Raw genomic sequence first — 14,569 nt, 5'->3', positions numbered from 1 at the left:
CCCCACATGGGCGGGTCGGGGTCAGACCACCGCGCCGCGGCCCGGGTCGTCCTCGTCCTCGTCGTCGTTGTGCATCCGTGCCACCAGCGTGGCGAAGCCGCCGAGGAAACCGCCTATTCCGACGGTGGCCAGCCACCAGGTCATCTCCCAGCCGAGCAGCACGGCGAGCAGGAGCAGCACGGGTCCGCCCACGACGGCCAGCCAGGCGAACCTGGAGGTCGTGTCCGCCGTGGGGAGCGGGGGCGGCTCGGGCGGCACGAAGTGGCCCTCGTCGTCGTCCTCGAAGTCCTCCTCGGCGGGCTCGGGCACCGAGTAGTCCCGGGGGCCGGCCACACCGGGCGCGAACGCCACGGAACTGCCGAGCGGCTTCTCGGCCGCGGGCTCCTCCTCCGCGGTGCCCCCGGCGTCCTCGGGCTCCGCGGGGTCCTCGGGGCTCCTGGTGTCCGTGCCGCCCTTCGTGGTCCGGGCGGTCCTGGTGCTCCCCGAGCCCGTCGTGTCGGGCTCGTTCGTCTCGGGCTCCAGGAGGGCCAGGTCCTCGACCGACTTGAAGGGCTTGGCGCCGGGCGGGTCCGGCGGCTCGTCGCCGTATCCCGCGACGATCGCCTCCCACGCGGCGGCCTCGTCGAACGACGGGCCCTGCTCCTCGCCGGGCGGCACGTCCTTCTCCTCGGGTTCGGGGTCCGCGTCGTGCTCAGCCACCGGTGGCCGTCCCTTCCTGCCGACTCGTCTGGCCCGCGCCCGCCTCCTTGCCGGCACCGGGTGCGAGCCGGGAGACGAAGGTGAAGCTCTCCTCGAAGATCCGGTCCGCGTCGTGGTCCAACGTCGCGACGTGGTAGCTCTGTTCCAGGAGTATCTCCGTGACGTCCGTGGACGACACCCGGCTGAGCACCCTGGCCGAGTCGGCGGGCGGCACGACATGGTCCTGCGGGCTGTGCAGGAGCAGCATCGGCTGGGTCACCTGCGGCAGCTCGCCGTCGACCAGCCGGAGGAAGTTCCGCAGCGAGTGGGCGGCGTGCAGGGGCACCTTGTCGTAGCCGACCTCGAAGCTGCCCTCCTTCGCGATGTCGCTGGTCAGGCCCTTCGTCGTGGGGACCAGGTGGCGCAGCACCGGCAGGGCGTGCGCGGACAGGCCGTGCACCTTGTTCGCCGGGTTGACGACGACGATGCCGCTGATCGCGTCACCGTGCTTCGCGGCGAGCCGCAGCGTCAGCGCGCCGCCCATGGAGAGGCCGAGGACGAAGACGCTGGAGCAGCGCTCGCGCAGGGAGCGCAGCTCGCGGTCCACCTCCGCGTACCAGTCCTGCCAGCCCGTGGCCTGCATGTCCTCCCAGCGCGTGCCGTGACCGGGCAGCAGGGGGAGCGCGACGGTGAGACCGCGCTCCGCGAGGTACTCCGCCCAGGGGCGCAGCGACTGCGGGGAACCGGTGAAGCCGTGGCAGAGAAGGACCCCGACCTCTCCGCCCTCGTGGCGGAACGGCTCGGCTCCAGGAAGCACCGGCACCTTCGGTCTCCTGTTCATTCAAGAGGGACGTCTCACGGAAGAGGGACGGCTGTTCGCCGTGAACGGTTCACGGGGGTGACCCGACGATCACCCCGAAGCGTTCGAGGCGTACTTCACCGTACGCGACCGCACTGACACCGACCAGGGCCGTCGGGCCCTTTGGCGGTGCTCCGGGTTAAGGTCTCACCGACAGACACGGGAGGCAGTGGGTTGATCTACGGCGCAATGAAGTTTTCCATCGGAGGGCCGCTGAAGCTCGCCTTCAGGCCCTGGGTGGAAGGCCTCGAGAACATTCCTGCCGAGGGCCCGGCCATCCTGGCGAGCAATCACCTGTCGTTCTCGGACTCGTTCTTCCTGCCCGCGGTCCTCGACCGCAAGGTGACCTTCATCGCGAAGGCGGAGTACTTCACGACTCCGGGCGTCAAGGGCCGGATGACCGCCGCCTTCTTCAAGGGGGTCGGCCAGCTGCCGGTGGACCGCTCCGGCGGGCGCGGCGCGGGTGAGGCGGCCGTCAAGAGCGGCATGGACGTCATCGAGCGCGGCGAGCTGTTCGGCATCTACCCCGAGGGCACGCGTTCGCCCGACGGGCGCCTGTACCGCGGCAAGCCCGGCGGCCTCGCGCGCGTGGCGCTGGCCACCGGCGCGCCCGTGATCCCGGTCGCCATGATCGACACCGAGAAGATCCAGCCGCCGGGGAAGGTGATGCCCAAGCTGATGCGGCCGGGCATCCGCATCGGCAGGCCGCTGGACTTCGCCCGGTACAGCGGAATGGAGCACGACCGTTTCGTGCTGCGGGCCGTGACCGACGAGGTCATGTACGAAATCATGAAGCTCTCGGGCCAGGAGTACGTCGACATCTACGCGACGGCCGCCAAGCGGCAGATCGCGGACGAGGCGAAGGCCCGGAAGCAGGCGCAGAAGGAAGCCGAGCAGGCCGGGAAGGACGCGCAGCGGGAGGTCGAGCAGGCGCGGAAGCAGGCCGAGCGGAAGCAGGCCGAGCGGGAGCAGGCCGACAAGGAGCGGGCCGACTCCTAGACGCGGCCGCCGGGGGATGGAGCAGTGGGGGACATGGCCAAGCGCGAGCACGTCATGAGGATGTCCGTCGAGCAGCCGCTGTGGCGCGCCCTGAGCGCGTACCGCGTACTGACGATGCTGTACGCGATCGGCCTCTTCGTGTCGAAGTACGGCGAGTTCGTCCGCCCCGAAGTGGCCATCGGCTACTTCGTGGTCCTCTTCGTCTGGACGTTCGCGACCCTGCCCAGGGTGGCCGGCGCGGCGGGCTGCACCAAGCCCTTCCTCGCCGCCGACCTGACCATCGCGCTCACCGGTGTGCTGCTGACCCCGGTCGCGGACGCCCACGAGCGGATCGTGGCCGGCGGCCCGACGCTCCCGTCCATCTGGACGGCCGGCTCGGTGCTGGCCTTCGCGATCAAGGGCGGCTGGCGGTGGGCGGCCTTCGCCTCGGCGCTCGTCGGGGTCGCCAACGTCGTGCAGCGCGGCGCTCCCAGCCAGGACACCCTGCACAACGTGCTGCTCGTGTGGGTCGCCTCCATCGCCATCGGCTACGTCGTCGAGGTCGCCCGGGCCTCCGAGCGGACCCTCGCCCGCGCCCTGGAGATCGAGGCGGCCACGCGGGAACGGGAGCGGCTGGCCCGCGACATCCACGACGGCGTGCTGCAGGTGCTCGCGATGGTCCAGCGGCGCGGCACCGCGCTGGGCGGGGAGGCCGCCGACCTGGGCCGCCTCGCCGGCGAGCAGGAGGTGGCCCTGCGCACGCTGGTGTCGGGCGGCCTGGTGCCGGTCTCCCGTGTCTCGGAGGACGCGGCGCAGGGCGCGCTGGTGCGGGCGGTGGACGAGCCCGACGCGGACGACGGCTCCGGCCCGCGCGACCTGCGTCCGCTGCTCGCCCCGTACGCCTCCGCGAAGGTGACCTTCTCCGAGCCGGGCACCCCGGTGCCGCTGGCCGCGGACGCCGCGAGGGAACTGGCCGCCGCGGTCGGCGCAGCCCTGGACAACGTGCGGCGGCACGCGGGCGCGGACGCCCGGGCGTGGATCCTGGTCGAGGACGAGCCGGACGCCGTGATCGTGACGGTCCGGGACGACGGCCCCGGCATCCCGGAGGGGCGGCTCGCCCAGGCCGAGGGCGAGGGGCGGCTCGGGGTGTCCCTGTCCATCGTGGGCAGGCTGCGCGAGATCGGGGGCACGGCCGAGCTGGTCTCGGTGCCGGGCCAGGGCACGGAGGTCGAACTGAGGGTGCCCGGGGACCGGCGAGGCCGGAAGGACTCCGCGGACCCGGAGGGGGCGCACGGACCGGGAGGCGCGAAGGACGGGCAGGGTCCGCGCGGGCCGCTGGGCAGGAAGGCGGAACGGTGATGACGGGAACACGGCGGGGAGCGGTGCCGGGAACGGCGGGGAACGGAACGGGGGCGGTGCGGTGATGGCGGGGGCAGTGGACACGTACGAGCGGGACGAGGACCCGATCAGGGTCATGGTGGTCGACGACCACCCGATGTGGCGCGACGCGGTCGCCCGCGACCTGGCCGAGTCGGGCTTCGACGTGGTCGCCACCGCGGGCGACGGCGAGCAGGCGGTGCGCCGTGCCCGGGCGGTCGGGCCCGACGTGCTCGTACTCGACCTCAACCTGCCGGCGAAGCCCGGCGTCCAGGTCTGCAAGGAGCTGGTCGGGGCCGACGCGGCACTGCGCGTCCTCGTCCTGTCCGCGAGTGGCGAGCACGCCGACGTCCTGGAGGCCGTGAAGTCGGGGGCCACCGGCTACCTGCTGAAGTCGGCGTCCACGGAGGAACTGGTCGACGCGGTGCGCCGCACGGCCGCGGGCGATCCGGTCTTCACCCCCGGGCTCGCGGGCCTGGTCCTCGGCGAGTACCGCAGGCTCGCCTCCGAACCGGCTCCGGGACCGGGCGCGGAGGAGTCCAGGGCCCCGCAGCTCACCGACCGCGAGACCGAGGTCCTGCGGCTGGTCGCCAAGGGACTGAGCTACAAGCAGATCGCCGAGCGCCTGGTCATCTCCCACCGGACCGTGCAGAACCACGTCCAGAACACCCTGGGCAAGCTCCAGTTGCACAACCGCGTGGAGCTGGTGCGCTACGCCATCGAACGGGGCCTCGACGACGCGTAGCGCGGGGCCGGACCGCCGCCCGGGTGCGCTTCCGGTGATCAACACCCGCACAATTCACCGGAATTGACCTTCCCGACCATCCCGAAGTGACCTGCATCACTACTAGCGTGAGTCCCATCAGCCATCCCCGGCGAAGGGATCTTCCATGCGGGTCGGAGTACTGACCGGAGGCGGCGACTGCCCCGGGCTCAACGCCGTCATCCGTGGCATCGTCCGCAAGGGCGTGCAGGAGTACGGCTACGACTTCACCGGCTTCCGGGACGGCTGGCGCGGGCCCCTGGAGGGCGACGCGGTCCGGCTCGACATCCCGGCCGTGCGCGGCATCCTGCCGCGCGGCGGAACCATCCTCGGCTCCTCGCGCACGAATCCCCTGAAGGTCGAGAACGGCATCCGCCGCATCAAGGAGAACCTGGCCAAACTGGAGGTCGAGGCCCTGATCGCGATCGGCGGGGAGGACACGCTGGGCGTCGCGGCCCGCCTCACCGACGAGTACGGGGTGCCGGTGGTCGGCGTTCCGAAGACCATCGACAACGACCTGTCCGCCACGGACTACACCTTCGGCTTCGACACCGCCGTGGGCATCGCGACCGAGGCCATCGACCGGCTGCACACCACGGCCGAGTCGCACATGCGCGTGCTCGTCGTCGAGGTGATGGGCCGGCACGCGGGGTGGATCGCGCTGCACTCCGGTCTCGCGGGCGGGGCCAACGTCATCCTCATCCCCGAACAGCGCTTCGACGTCGAGCAGGTGTGCGCCTGGGTGACCTCGCGCTTCAGGGCCTCGTACGCGCCGATCGTGGTCGTCGCCGAGGGGGCGATGCCGCGGGACGGCGACATGGTGCTCAAGGACGGCACGCTCGACTCCTTCGGGCATGTGCGGCTGTCCGGCGTCGGGGAGTGGCTGGCCAAGGAGATCGAGCGGCGCACGGGCAAGGAGGCCCGTACGACGGTGCTCGGGCACGTGCAGCGCGGCGGGACGCCCAGCGCCTTCGACCGGTGGCTCGCCACCCGCTTCGGTCTGCACGCCATCGACGCCGTGCGCGACGGGGACTTCGGGAAGATGGTCGCGCTGCGCGGCACCGACATCGTGCGGGTGCCCATCGCGGAGGCCACGGCCCGCCTGAAGACGGTCGATCCGGCCCTGTACGACGAGGTCGGCGTCTTCTTCGGCTGACCCGCGGCCTGCTCCCGGCTCCCGCCGCACCCGGCGGGCCGCGGGACCCGGGGCGCGCCCGGGTCCCGCAGCCACCACGCCCACGCCCTCCGGGCTTCGTATATTCGCCGGTGACAGACATTCCCGGCGCGACCCCCGGAGGGCCCGTGGACATCCTCGCTTTCGGCGTGCAGACCGACGAGAGGCCGCTGATCGAGAAGGCGTTCCGGGCCGAGGGCCATCACGAGGTGCGCTGCGTCGGCGTCTTCCTGAACGAGGACACCGCCCCCATCGCGGCCGGCTACGAGGCCGTCTCCACGAGCGTCAACTGCGATCTGGGCAACCGGGTCCTGCAGACGCTCGCCGCAGCGGGCACCCGGATGGTCGCCCAGCGGTCCACCGGCTTCAACAACATCGAACTGAAGGTCGCCGAGCGGCTGGGCATGACCGTCGCCCGCGTCTCGTACTACTCGCCGTTCTCCGTCGCCGAGTTCGCCTGGACCCTGGGCATGGCCGTCAACCGCCGTGTCGTCCGGGCCTCCAACCGCACCCGCGACTTCGACTTCAGGCTCGACGGGCTGATGGGGCGGGACATGCACGGCCGCACCGCGGGCGTCCTCGGCACCGGCAAGATCGGCGAGGCCTTCACCCGGATCGCGCACGGCTTCGGCATGCGCCTCCTCGGCTGGGACGTCGCCGAGAACCCGGCCTGCCTGGCCCTCGGCATGGAGTACGTCCCGAAGCAGCAGCTCCTCGCCGAGGCCGACCTGGTCAGCCTCCACGTACCGCTGCTCCCGCAGACCCGGAACCTGCTGGACGCGGCGGCCCTGCGCACGATGAAGGACGACGCGATCCTGGTGAACTCCAGCCGCGGCGGCCTCATCGACTCCCGGGCCCTCGTCGCCGAACTGCGCGAGGGCCGCTTCACGGGCGTCGGCCTCGACGTGTACGAGGCGGAGGCCGGACTGTTCTTCCTGGACAAGTCGCTGGAGGTGGTCGACGACGACACCCTGGCCCGGCTCGTCACCTTCCCGAATGTCGTCGTCACGTCCCACCAGGCGTACTACACCGTGGACGCGGTCGGCCAGATCATCGCGACCACGGTGGACAACGTCCTCGACTACGTCGCGGGCCGCCGCTCCGACAACGTGCTGGTGCCGGCGCCCCCGCGGACCTGAGCGACCAGTTCCCGCACGAGGTCCGCGCCGCGCAGGGTCAGCACCGACTCCGGGTGGAACTGGACGCCCGCGAAGCCGGGTCCGCGCAGCGCGTGCACCTCGCCCGACGGGCCGCGGCCGATCTCCACCGAGTGCGCGGCGAGTTCGGCGGCGGCCTCGTCGTCGCAGTGCGCCACGAAGCTGTTGTAGAAGCCGACGGTCTCGGTCCGCCCGAAGAGGTCGACGTCCGTCTGGGCGCCCTGGTACGGGACCTCCTTGCGGACGATGCCGAGCCCGAGCTCCGCCGCGATCAGCTCGTGCCCGAGGCAGACGCCGAGCAGGCCGTGCCGGTGCGTGCCGAGCAGTTCGGCGGTGAGGGCGCGCAGGAACGTCATCTTCGGGTCCGCGGTGTCCGAGGGGTCGCCCGGACCGGGGCCGAGCACCAGCGGACCCTCGTGCGCGAGAGCCTCCTCGCGCAGCCCGGGCTCGTCGTACCGCCGTACGGTCACCGTGAGGCCCGACGAGCGCAGCACGTGCGCGAGCATCGCCGTGAACGTGTCCTCGGCGTCCACGACGAGGGCGTGCCCGGACGCCGGCGCGGCCGACGGCTCCCGCATCCGCAGCCAGAACGGGGCCAGGGCCGCCCGCCGCCCGTCCAGCGCGGCCCGCACCCGCGGGTCGTCCGCCAGCCGGGGCCGCGGGCCCTCTCCGCCGGCCCGTCCGGGCCGCACGCCCAGGGCCGCCAGCACGCCCGCCGCCTTCGCGTGGGTCTCGGCGACCTCGCCCGCCGGGTCGGACCCGCGGACGAGGGTCGCGCCGACCGGCACCCGCAGCCGTCCGCCCGCGTCGATGTCGGCGGTCCGGATCAGGATGGGGGAGTCGAGGGTCTGGGCTCCGCCGGCGTCCCGTCCGACGAGGGCCAGCGCCCCGGCGTAGTAGCCGCGCCCGACGCCGTCCCGCCCGACGGGCTCGTGGCGCTCGATGACCCGGCAGGCGTTCTGCACCGGCGACCCGGTGACGGTGGCGGCGAACATGGTCTCGCGCAGCACGTCCCGCACGTCCAGCGACGACCTGCCCCGCAACTCGTACTCAGTGTGGGCGAGATGGGCCATCTCCTTGAGCCGCGGGCCGATCACGACTCCGCCCCTGTCGCCGACCGTGCACATCATCTTGAGCTCCTCGTCGACGACCATCGAGAGCTCCTCGATCTCCTTGCCGTCGGCCAGGAAGTCCAGCAGGCCCTCGGGCGTCGGGCCCCCGGCCGGGTAGCGGTAGGTCCCGCTGATCGGGTTCATCACGACGGTCCCGCCGGACATCCGCACGTGCACCTCGGGGCTCGCCCCGACGAGGGTCCGCTCTCCCGTGTGCACGACGAACGTCCAGTACGCCCCGCGCTCGCCCACCAGGAGCCGCCGGAACAGCGCGAGCGCGTCGGCCCTCCCGAAACCGGGGATCTCCCCCTCGTACGTGCGCCGGATGACGAAGTTGGCGCCCTCGCCCCGTCCGATCTCGTCGCGCAGCACCCGCTCGACGATCGCCGCGTACTCCTCGTCCCCGACGTCGAACCCGCCGCCCTCGACGCGCACCTGGTGCGAGGGAAGCTCCGACAGCGCCCGCTCCAGGGGGATCTCGTACGACTCCTCCGGGACGAGTACGGACAGCGGCGTGCCGTCGTCGCGGACCTCGAAGCCGCGTTCGCGGATCTGGCGGAACGGGACGAGCGCCAGGCCCTCGGGCAGGTCGGCCAGCCGTTCGCGGGTGGTGACCGGGCCGAGCAGCAGCTCGACGGTGTCGCCCCCCTCGGCGGAGCGGCCCGGCGTGCGGCGGCGCAGCAGGGCGAACGGGCGCGGATCGTCGAGGAGGTCGAGCAGATGCGGGGTCATGGGTCCGGGTTCCCTCTCGGTGGAATCGGATGGAGAGGGGCGGACCCGGCCGGGAGAACGCCGAAGGCCGCCCCTTGGGGCGGCCTTCGCGAAGCGGTGCGTACGCGCAGTCAGTGGGCCGCCGGATGAGCGGTCCACCACCAGGTGCTGATCGAGTGCGCGAACATGCGCCGCACCCTATCCCAGATCCTCCCGGTTTCGGGATCTCCGCGGCGCGCTTCCTCTATGATCATGTCTGTTTTGGCATGTTCAGACCATTCTCATTCCATGGAAGGGTGCGTGTGGCACTCAAACGGAAGAGCAGGCCGCTCGCGCTGGTCGCGGTGGCGGCAGCCCTGTTCGCGGGACTCACGGCGCGGCCGGCGACGGCCGCGGACGAACCCGTCGTCGTGCGGACGGCGCTCAGCGGCGACCGGTTCAGGATGACCGACACGAGTACCGCGGCGGCGGCGACCACCCTGCGGGCCAACCTGACGGCCGCCGACCTCCCCGAGGTCCTCACCACCGAATACACGAAGAACTCGGCCGGCGCGGCCGACCCCTGGATGAACCTGCGCTCCATGCGCTCCTGCGCCGGCGGCGAGACGCAGGCGCTGCCCCCGGTGGACCGGAAGGTCGCGTGGTGCTGGTCCGCCGCGCACGCGGACGACACCACACCCCGCTGGTGGCCGCAGGGCCTGAGCACCACCGGCACCGCCGACGGCGGCGACGGCGCCATCCAGGGCAAGCGCGCGGCGGCGGTCGTCTGGCACTACAAGACGTTCAGGACCAGCGCCTCCGGCACCGTCGAGGCCAACGACAAGTGCCGTACGAACAACCTCCTCAAGCTCAGCCTCATCGACCGGGACACCGGCAGGTACCGCCACGTCCTGCTCGCCGAGCCCACCGAGGGCGGCGCCGACTTCAAGCCCGTCACCGGCCACGGCGGCGGCCTCGTCTGGTACGCCAACCACCTCTACGTCACCGACACGTCCAACGGCATCCGCGTCTTCGACGTCAACAAGCTCGCCAAGGTCGACACGTACGGCTCCGGCGTCAACGCCTTCGGCATCAGCGGCGGGAAGGCCGGCGCCTGCGGCTACCCGTACGTGCTGCCCCAGGTGCACTACTACAAGCAGGCCTCCCCGCCGCCCGCGGGCGGCTGCGACTCGGACGCCGTGGGCGGCACGCCCGACACCGACTCCCTGTGCTACTCCTGGCTCTCGCTGGACAAGACCGGCGGCAGCCCGTTCAAGCTCGTCACGGGCGAGTGGTTCGGCAGCGCCACCGGCGCGCGCGTCGTGCGCTACCAGCTCAACCCGGCGAGCGCCGAGACGAACCCCGCGCTGCTCAACCTGTCCGGCGGCAGGACCGTGATCCAGGACGCGTACACGGCCTCCCGCTACCAGGGGCTCCAGGGCGGGATGACCTGGACCGACGGGGCCGGGCTGCTGAACTTCGCCTTCCACAAGGGCTGCGGCACCAAGCCCGCCGTGTTCTCGCACACCTGGGTGGGCGACACGCGGGCCGTGACGAGCTGCGCCTCCGGCGGGAACTGGGCCGTCGGCACCCCGCAGGCCCTCAGCCACTGGCCGAAGCTGGACGCCGACCAGGTGGACGAGCTGTGGGGGCTGACGGAGCACTTCTGCGCCGGCACCGCACTGCGCGCCGGCTTCCCGTACGAGTTCGAGGCCGTCACCGAGGAGGGCAACGCCTGCAAGGACTACGGCGCCGCGGCCAACCTGTCGCTGCGCTCCGTCTTCGCGGTGGGCTTCACCGACCCGGCGGTCATGGACCTGCACTGACACCCCCCGCCCGGTGGTGCCCGGAGCGCGTCGCGGCGCGCCCGGCACCACCGACGCGGGTCCGCCTGCGGACCCGCCCTCGGGCCCGCCTCGGGGCCCCGGGAGGGCCCGCGCCGATCGAGCGCGCCGCGTCTCACTTGATGAGCAGGTGGATGGACGCCCGACACGACCCCGTAATGTGGGGGAGGTGACCGTGAACGCTAAGTCCAGCGCGAGCGCTGGCAACACCTGGCGAGACCTTCCCGCGGCGCAGCAGCCCGAGTACCCCGATGCCGAGGCTCTGCGCGATGTGATCGCGGACCTCGAGTCGTATCCGCCGCTCGTCTTCGCGGGCGAGTGCGACCAGCTGCGCGCCCGACTGGGAGCCGTCGCCAAGGGCGAGGCGTTCCTCCTCCAGGGCGGCGACTGCGCCGAGGCCTTCGACGCGGTGTCCGCCGACCACATCCGCAACAAGCTCAAGACCCTGCTCCAGATGGGCGCCGTCCTCACCTACGCGGCCTCCGTGCCGGTCGTGAAGGTCGGCCGGATCGCCGGCCAGTACTCCAAGCCGCGCTCCAAGCCCACCGAGACCCGCGACGGCGTGACCCTGCCGACCTACCGCGGCGACTCCGTCAACGGCTTCGAGTTCACCGAGGCGTCCCGTGTCCCGGACCCCGAGCGCCTGAAGCGGATGTACAACGCCTCCGCCTCCACGCTCAACCTGGTGCGCGCCTTCACCACCGGCGGCTACGCCGACCTGCGCCAGGTGCACGCCTGGAACCAGGACTTCGTCAGGACCTCGCCGTCCGGCCAGCGCTACGAGCAGCTGGCGCGCGAGATCGACCAGGCGCTGCACTTCATGAACGCCTGCGGGGCCGACCCGGAGGAGTTCAAGACCGTCGAGTTCTACGCCTCCCACGAGGCGCTGCTCCTCGACTACGAATCGGCGCTGACCAGGGTCGACTCCCGCACGGGCCACCTGTACGACGTCTCGGGCCACATGGTGTGGATCGGTGAGCGCACCCGGCAGCTCGACGGCGCGCACATCGAGTTCGCCTCGAAGATCCGCAACCCCGTCGGGATCAAGCTGGGCCCGACGACGACGGCCGAGGACGCCCTCCAGTACATCGAGCGCCTCGACCCGGACCGCGAGCCGGGCCGGCTGACGTTCGTCGTGCGCATGGGCGCCGACAAGGTGCGCGACAAGCTCCCCGAGCTGGTCGAGAAGGTCACCGCCTCCGGCGCGACCGTGGCCTGGGTGACCGACCCGATGCACGGCAACACCTTCGAGGCGGCCTCGGGCCACAAGACCCGCCGCTTCGACGACGTGCTCGACGAGGTCAAGGGCTTCTTCGAGGTCCACAAGGGCCTCGGCACGCACCCGGGCGGCATCCATGTGGAGCTGACCGGTGACGACGTCACCGAGTGCGTGGGCGGCGGCGACGAGATCTTCGTCGACGACCTGCACCAGCGCTACGAGACGGCCTGCGACCCGCGTCTGAACCGCAGCCAGTCCCTTGACCTGGCGTTTCTCGTCGCCGAGATGTACCGGGACCAGTAGCAGATCAAGAGCCGCAGCGGCTCTTACCGGCAAGTGCCCTGGGGCGCGGATCACATGCGATCCGCGCCCCAGGGCACTTTTGCGACTCCGACCCGACGGGTAAGGTTAGGTTAGCCTCACCGATTAACGGACTTACATCCTTCGGTACGGCACGACCCAGGAACCATGTCGGGAGGTGAACCGCGTGTACGTCTGCAACTGCTTCGGGGTGACCGAGGCGCAGGTGAAGAAGCATGCGGCGGAGGGTGCCTGCACCCCCCGGCAGATCGCGTCCGCCAGCAAGGCGGGAACCGACTGCGGCTCCTGCGTGCGGAGCATCCAGGCGCTGCTGGGCCGGGGCACCTGCCCCCGTCGCGAGCTGGCCGACCAGGGAAAGCCCGTACTGTCCGAGGTCGAGAGGCTCGAAGAGGCGGCCTGAGCCCGCGGACGCCCGGCCACTCCCGGCGGGTCTAGCTCTCCGGCTGCTCGACGAGCTGCGCGATGTAGAGCGCCTCGCCCAGCTTCTCCACCAGTTCGAGCTGGGTGTCCAGGTAGTCGATGTGGTGCTCCTCGTCGGCGAGGATCGACTCGAAGATGTTCGCGGACGTGATGTCGCCCTTGGTCCGCATGACCTCGATCCCGCGCTTGAGGCGGTCGATCGCCTCCACCTCGACCTGCCGGTCGGCCTGGAACATCTCGGTGACCGTCTGCCCGACCCGGACGTGGAACAGCCGCTGGTAGTTCGGCAGCCCGTCGAGGAAGAGGATGCGGTCGGTGAGGACCTCCGCGTGCTTCATCTCGTCGAACGACTCGTGCCGCGTGTACTTCGCGAGCTTCGTCCAGCCGAAGTTCTCCTGCATCTTCGCGTGCAGGAAGTACTGGTTGATCGCGGTGAGTTCGGCGGTCAGCTGCTCGTTGAGGAATTCGATGACCTCGGGGTCGCCCTGCATCGCAGAGGCTCCTTCCAAGCGGGGACTGGCGGGTTGCGCCGCATGATTCCACCGGCTTCGAAGATCGTCCAGTAAGTGCATGCTTAGTAAGTAAGTACATGCTTAGTCCGGGTAATCCTGAGTTGTCCGAGTCGGGGCGGACCTGGTCAGGTCCACCGTCCCGGGTCTGTCAGGATGGAGCCATGGGTGTGCCGGTGGGTCGTGATTCTGGAGAAGCAGCGCAGTCGGAGCTTCCGCCGGGACAGCGACTGCAGCGGGGGTGGCCCGTGACCCACTACGGGCCCGTTCCCAAGTTCCGCCCCGAGCGGTGGGAGTTCAGGGTCTTCGGGGCCACCGCCGACAGCGAGAAGCACTGCTGGGCCCACGAGGAGTTCACGGCACTGCCCTACGCCACGGTCGTGGCCGATCTGCACTGCGTCACCAAGTTCAGCATGCTCGGCGCGGAGTGGGGCGGCATCCCGGCCCGCACGATCCTGGACATCGCCCCGCCCGCCCCCACCGTCACCCATGTGATGGTCTGGGCGGAGTACGGCTTCAGCTCCAATCTGCGTCTCGACGACTTCGCCTCCGAGCGCACGATCTTCGCCACCCACAAGGACGGCGAACTGCTCACCGCCGAGCACGGCTTCCCGCTGCGCCTCGTCGTCCCGCACCTGTACGCGTGGAAGGGCCCCAAGTGGGTCCGCGGCGTCGAGTACATGACCGCCGACCGCCGCGGCTTCTGGGAGGAGCGCGGCTACCACAACATCGGCGACCCCTGGCGGGAGCAGCGCTACTCCTACCAGGAGGAGCCCGGGGACGGTCCCGAGCTCTGACCCGGCCCGGCTCCGGCCCGCCCTCCGGTCGGGAGGGCCGCCGCTGTCAGTGCAGTCCGTGCACCACCGCGTGGCCCTTGCCGCGCCCGATCATCCACTTGTTCACGGGCAGGGTCACCACGAAGGCGGCGGCCAGCGCGAAGGCCAGGACCCACCAGAACGAGGCGTCCGACAGCTCGGCCTCCATCGCGCCCGGCCAGAAGGCGATCACGCCGTTGTCGATCAGTTCCATCACCGCGATCGACAGGGTGTCCGCGGCCAGCGCGATCCGCACCGCGCCCCGGAGGCCGACGCCGGCCGCGAGCACGCTCCGCAGGGTGAGCGAGTAGCCGAAGGCGAAGGCCAGGGTCACCGCCAGGACGAGGGTGGGTACGGCGCTCCAGCCCAGGGCGGTTCCGATCACCATGCCCAGGACCTCGCCGATGGCGCACCCCGTCAGGCAGTGCAGGGTCGCCCGGGCGGCCATCGACCAGCTCGTCGCCGGGCCCCCGTGCGTGTGGTCCGCGTGCGCGCGGCCTCCGTCGTCGGCGGTGTGCGTGTGTCCGGTGTGCTGGTCTTCCTGCTCCATGGCAAGTCCCCAGGTCGCTCGCGGTCGCTTCCGAGAGGTGCAACGCTATACCCCCTGGGGGTATTCCCTCGAAGGGTGGGACCGCTGGTGGTGCCGCGTGTCC

At 71.4% G+C, this 14,569-nt stretch carries 15 protein-coding genes; 9 read left to right on the top strand and 6 right to left on the bottom strand.

Annotated features, from left to right (window positions below):
• Window positions 1-21: 21 nt before the first annotated feature.
• Together IE265_RS15765 and IE265_RS15760 are read right to left on the bottom strand one after the other, a co-directional pair.
• Entirely contained in the window at window positions 22-699 is a 678-nt protein-coding gene (locus IE265_RS15765) for a hypothetical protein (RefSeq protein WP_190036177.1), read from the bottom strand.
• Window positions 692-1,501, bottom strand: coding sequence for an alpha/beta hydrolase (locus IE265_RS15760; RefSeq protein WP_190036176.1), 810 nt, complete (start codon window positions 1,499-1,501; stop codon window positions 692-694). Before IE265_RS15760 ends, IE265_RS15765 begins: the two co-directional genes overlap by 8 nt.
• A 225-nt stretch (window positions 1,502-1,726) precedes the next feature.
• Between IE265_RS15760 and IE265_RS15755 the strand changes: the two genes are divergently transcribed.
• From IE265_RS15755 to IE265_RS15735, 5 genes are all read left to right on the top strand, one after another.
• Window positions 1,727-2,536 carry a lysophospholipid acyltransferase family protein gene (locus IE265_RS15755; protein WP_190036175.1) on the top strand — a complete coding sequence of 270 codons (810 nt, stop codon included), beginning with the start codon at window positions 1,727-1,729 and terminating at the stop codon, window positions 2,534-2,536.
• Window positions 2,537-2,569: 33 nt separating this feature from the next.
• Complete coding sequence (gene macS / locus IE265_RS15750; RefSeq protein ID WP_190036174.1) at window positions 2,570-3,874, top strand: MacS family sensor histidine kinase; 1,305 nt, start codon at window positions 2,570-2,572, stop codon at window positions 3,872-3,874.
• Between the two features lie 64 nt (window positions 3,875-3,938).
• Window positions 3,939-4,637, top strand: coding sequence for a response regulator (locus tag IE265_RS15745; protein WP_229916207.1), 699 nt, complete (start codon window positions 3,939-3,941; stop codon window positions 4,635-4,637).
• 145 nt (window positions 4,638-4,782) lie between these two features.
• Window positions 4,783-5,811 carry a 6-phosphofructokinase gene (locus tag IE265_RS15740; RefSeq protein WP_190036173.1) on the top strand — a complete coding sequence of 343 codons (1,029 nt, stop codon included), beginning with the start codon at window positions 4,783-4,785 and terminating at the stop codon, window positions 5,809-5,811.
• A 146-nt stretch (window positions 5,812-5,957) separates the two neighbouring features.
• Window positions 5,958-6,968, top strand: a complete 1,011-nt coding sequence (locus IE265_RS15735; protein WP_190036172.1) for a 2-hydroxyacid dehydrogenase — start codon at window positions 5,958-5,960, stop codon at window positions 6,966-6,968.
• Here the strand turns inward: IE265_RS15735 and IE265_RS15730 are convergent.
• Both IE265_RS15730 and IE265_RS39295 read right to left on the bottom strand, forming a co-directional pair.
• Window positions 6,911-8,830, bottom strand: coding sequence for an anthranilate synthase family protein (locus IE265_RS15730; RefSeq protein ID WP_190036171.1), 1,920 nt, complete (start codon window positions 8,828-8,830; stop codon window positions 6,911-6,913). The two genes, IE265_RS15735 and IE265_RS15730, sit on opposite strands and share 58 nt — an antisense overlap.
• A 110-nt stretch (window positions 8,831-8,940) precedes the next feature.
• On the bottom strand, window positions 8,941-8,997 hold the full coding sequence (locus IE265_RS39295; RefSeq protein WP_373302957.1) for a trp operon leader peptide: 57 nt from the start codon (window positions 8,995-8,997) through the stop codon (window positions 8,941-8,943).
• A gap of 114 nt (window positions 8,998-9,111) precedes the next feature.
• Here IE265_RS39295 and IE265_RS38370 point away from each other — a divergent pair, with 114 nt between their 5' ends.
• The 3 genes from IE265_RS38370 to IE265_RS15710 all read left to right on the top strand — a co-directional run bounded on the left by IE265_RS38370 (window position 9,112) and on the right by IE265_RS15710 (window position 12,572).
• Complete coding sequence (locus tag IE265_RS38370) at window positions 9,112-10,614, top strand: hypothetical protein (RefSeq protein WP_229916206.1); 1,503 nt, start codon at window positions 9,112-9,114, stop codon at window positions 10,612-10,614.
• Window positions 10,615-10,801: 187 nt separating this feature from the next.
• Entirely contained in the window at window positions 10,802-12,154 is a 1,353-nt protein-coding gene (locus tag IE265_RS15715; RefSeq protein WP_190036169.1) for a class II 3-deoxy-7-phosphoheptulonate synthase, read from the top strand.
• A 175-nt stretch (window positions 12,155-12,329) separates the two neighbouring features.
• Window positions 12,330-12,572 carry a (2Fe-2S)-binding protein gene (locus tag IE265_RS15710; protein WP_190036168.1) on the top strand — a complete coding sequence of 81 codons (243 nt, stop codon included), beginning with the start codon at window positions 12,330-12,332 and terminating at the stop codon, window positions 12,570-12,572.
• Window positions 12,573-12,603: 31 nt separating this feature from the next.
• Here IE265_RS15710 and bfr read toward each other — a convergent pair whose 3' ends face one another.
• A complete protein-coding gene (bfr, locus tag IE265_RS15705; RefSeq protein WP_103552107.1) occupies window positions 12,604-13,083 on the bottom strand; it encodes a bacterioferritin in 480 nt (159 codons plus the stop codon).
• A gap of 182 nt (window positions 13,084-13,265) precedes the next feature.
• Here bfr and IE265_RS15700 point away from each other — a divergent pair, with 182 nt between their 5' ends.
• A complete protein-coding gene (locus IE265_RS15700) occupies window positions 13,266-13,898 on the top strand; it encodes a sulfite oxidase-like oxidoreductase (RefSeq protein ID WP_190036167.1) in 633 nt (210 codons plus the stop codon).
• A gap of 46 nt (window positions 13,899-13,944) precedes the next feature.
• On the opposite strand, the gene IE265_RS15695 is transcribed toward IE265_RS15700, so the two are convergent.
• The gene (locus IE265_RS15695) at window positions 13,945-14,466 is read right to left on the bottom strand and encodes a DUF4396 domain-containing protein (RefSeq protein WP_190036166.1); all 522 of its coding nucleotides are present in this window, start codon (window positions 14,464-14,466) and stop codon (window positions 13,945-13,947) included.
• Window positions 14,467-14,569 lie beyond the last annotated feature (103 nt).

Origin of the sequence: Streptomyces fructofermentans (assembly GCF_014651055.1) — a bacterium.
GTDB lineage: Bacteria > Actinomycetota > Actinomycetes > Streptomycetales > Streptomycetaceae > Streptomyces > Streptomyces fructofermentans.
This window is presented reverse-complemented; position numbering and strand designations above follow the sequence as displayed.

Coding starts and splice junctions, on each gene's coding strand:
- IE265_RS15730 (WP_190036171.1), bottom strand. CDS start 8,830: ATGACCCCGCATCTGCTCGACCTCCTCGACGATCCGCGCCCGTTCGCC.
- IE265_RS15755 (WP_190036175.1), top strand. CDS start 1,727: ATGAAGTTTTCCATCGGAGGGCCGCTGAAGCTCGCCTTCAGGCCCTGG.
- IE265_RS15695 (WP_190036166.1), bottom strand. CDS start 14,466: ATGGAGCAGGAAGACCAGCACACCGGACACACGCACACCGCCGACGAC.
- bfr (WP_103552107.1), bottom strand. CDS start 13,083: ATGCAGGGCGACCCCGAGGTCATCGAATTCCTCAACGAGCAGCTGACC.
- IE265_RS15745 (WP_229916207.1), top strand. CDS start 3,939: ATGGCGGGGGCAGTGGACACGTACGAGCGGGACGAGGACCCGATCAGG.
- macS (WP_190036174.1), top strand. CDS start 2,570: ATGGCCAAGCGCGAGCACGTCATGAGGATGTCCGTCGAGCAGCCGCTG.
- IE265_RS15740 (WP_190036173.1), top strand. CDS start 4,783: ATGCGGGTCGGAGTACTGACCGGAGGCGGCGACTGCCCCGGGCTCAAC.
- IE265_RS15700 (WP_190036167.1), top strand. CDS start 13,266: ATGGGTGTGCCGGTGGGTCGTGATTCTGGAGAAGCAGCGCAGTCGGAG.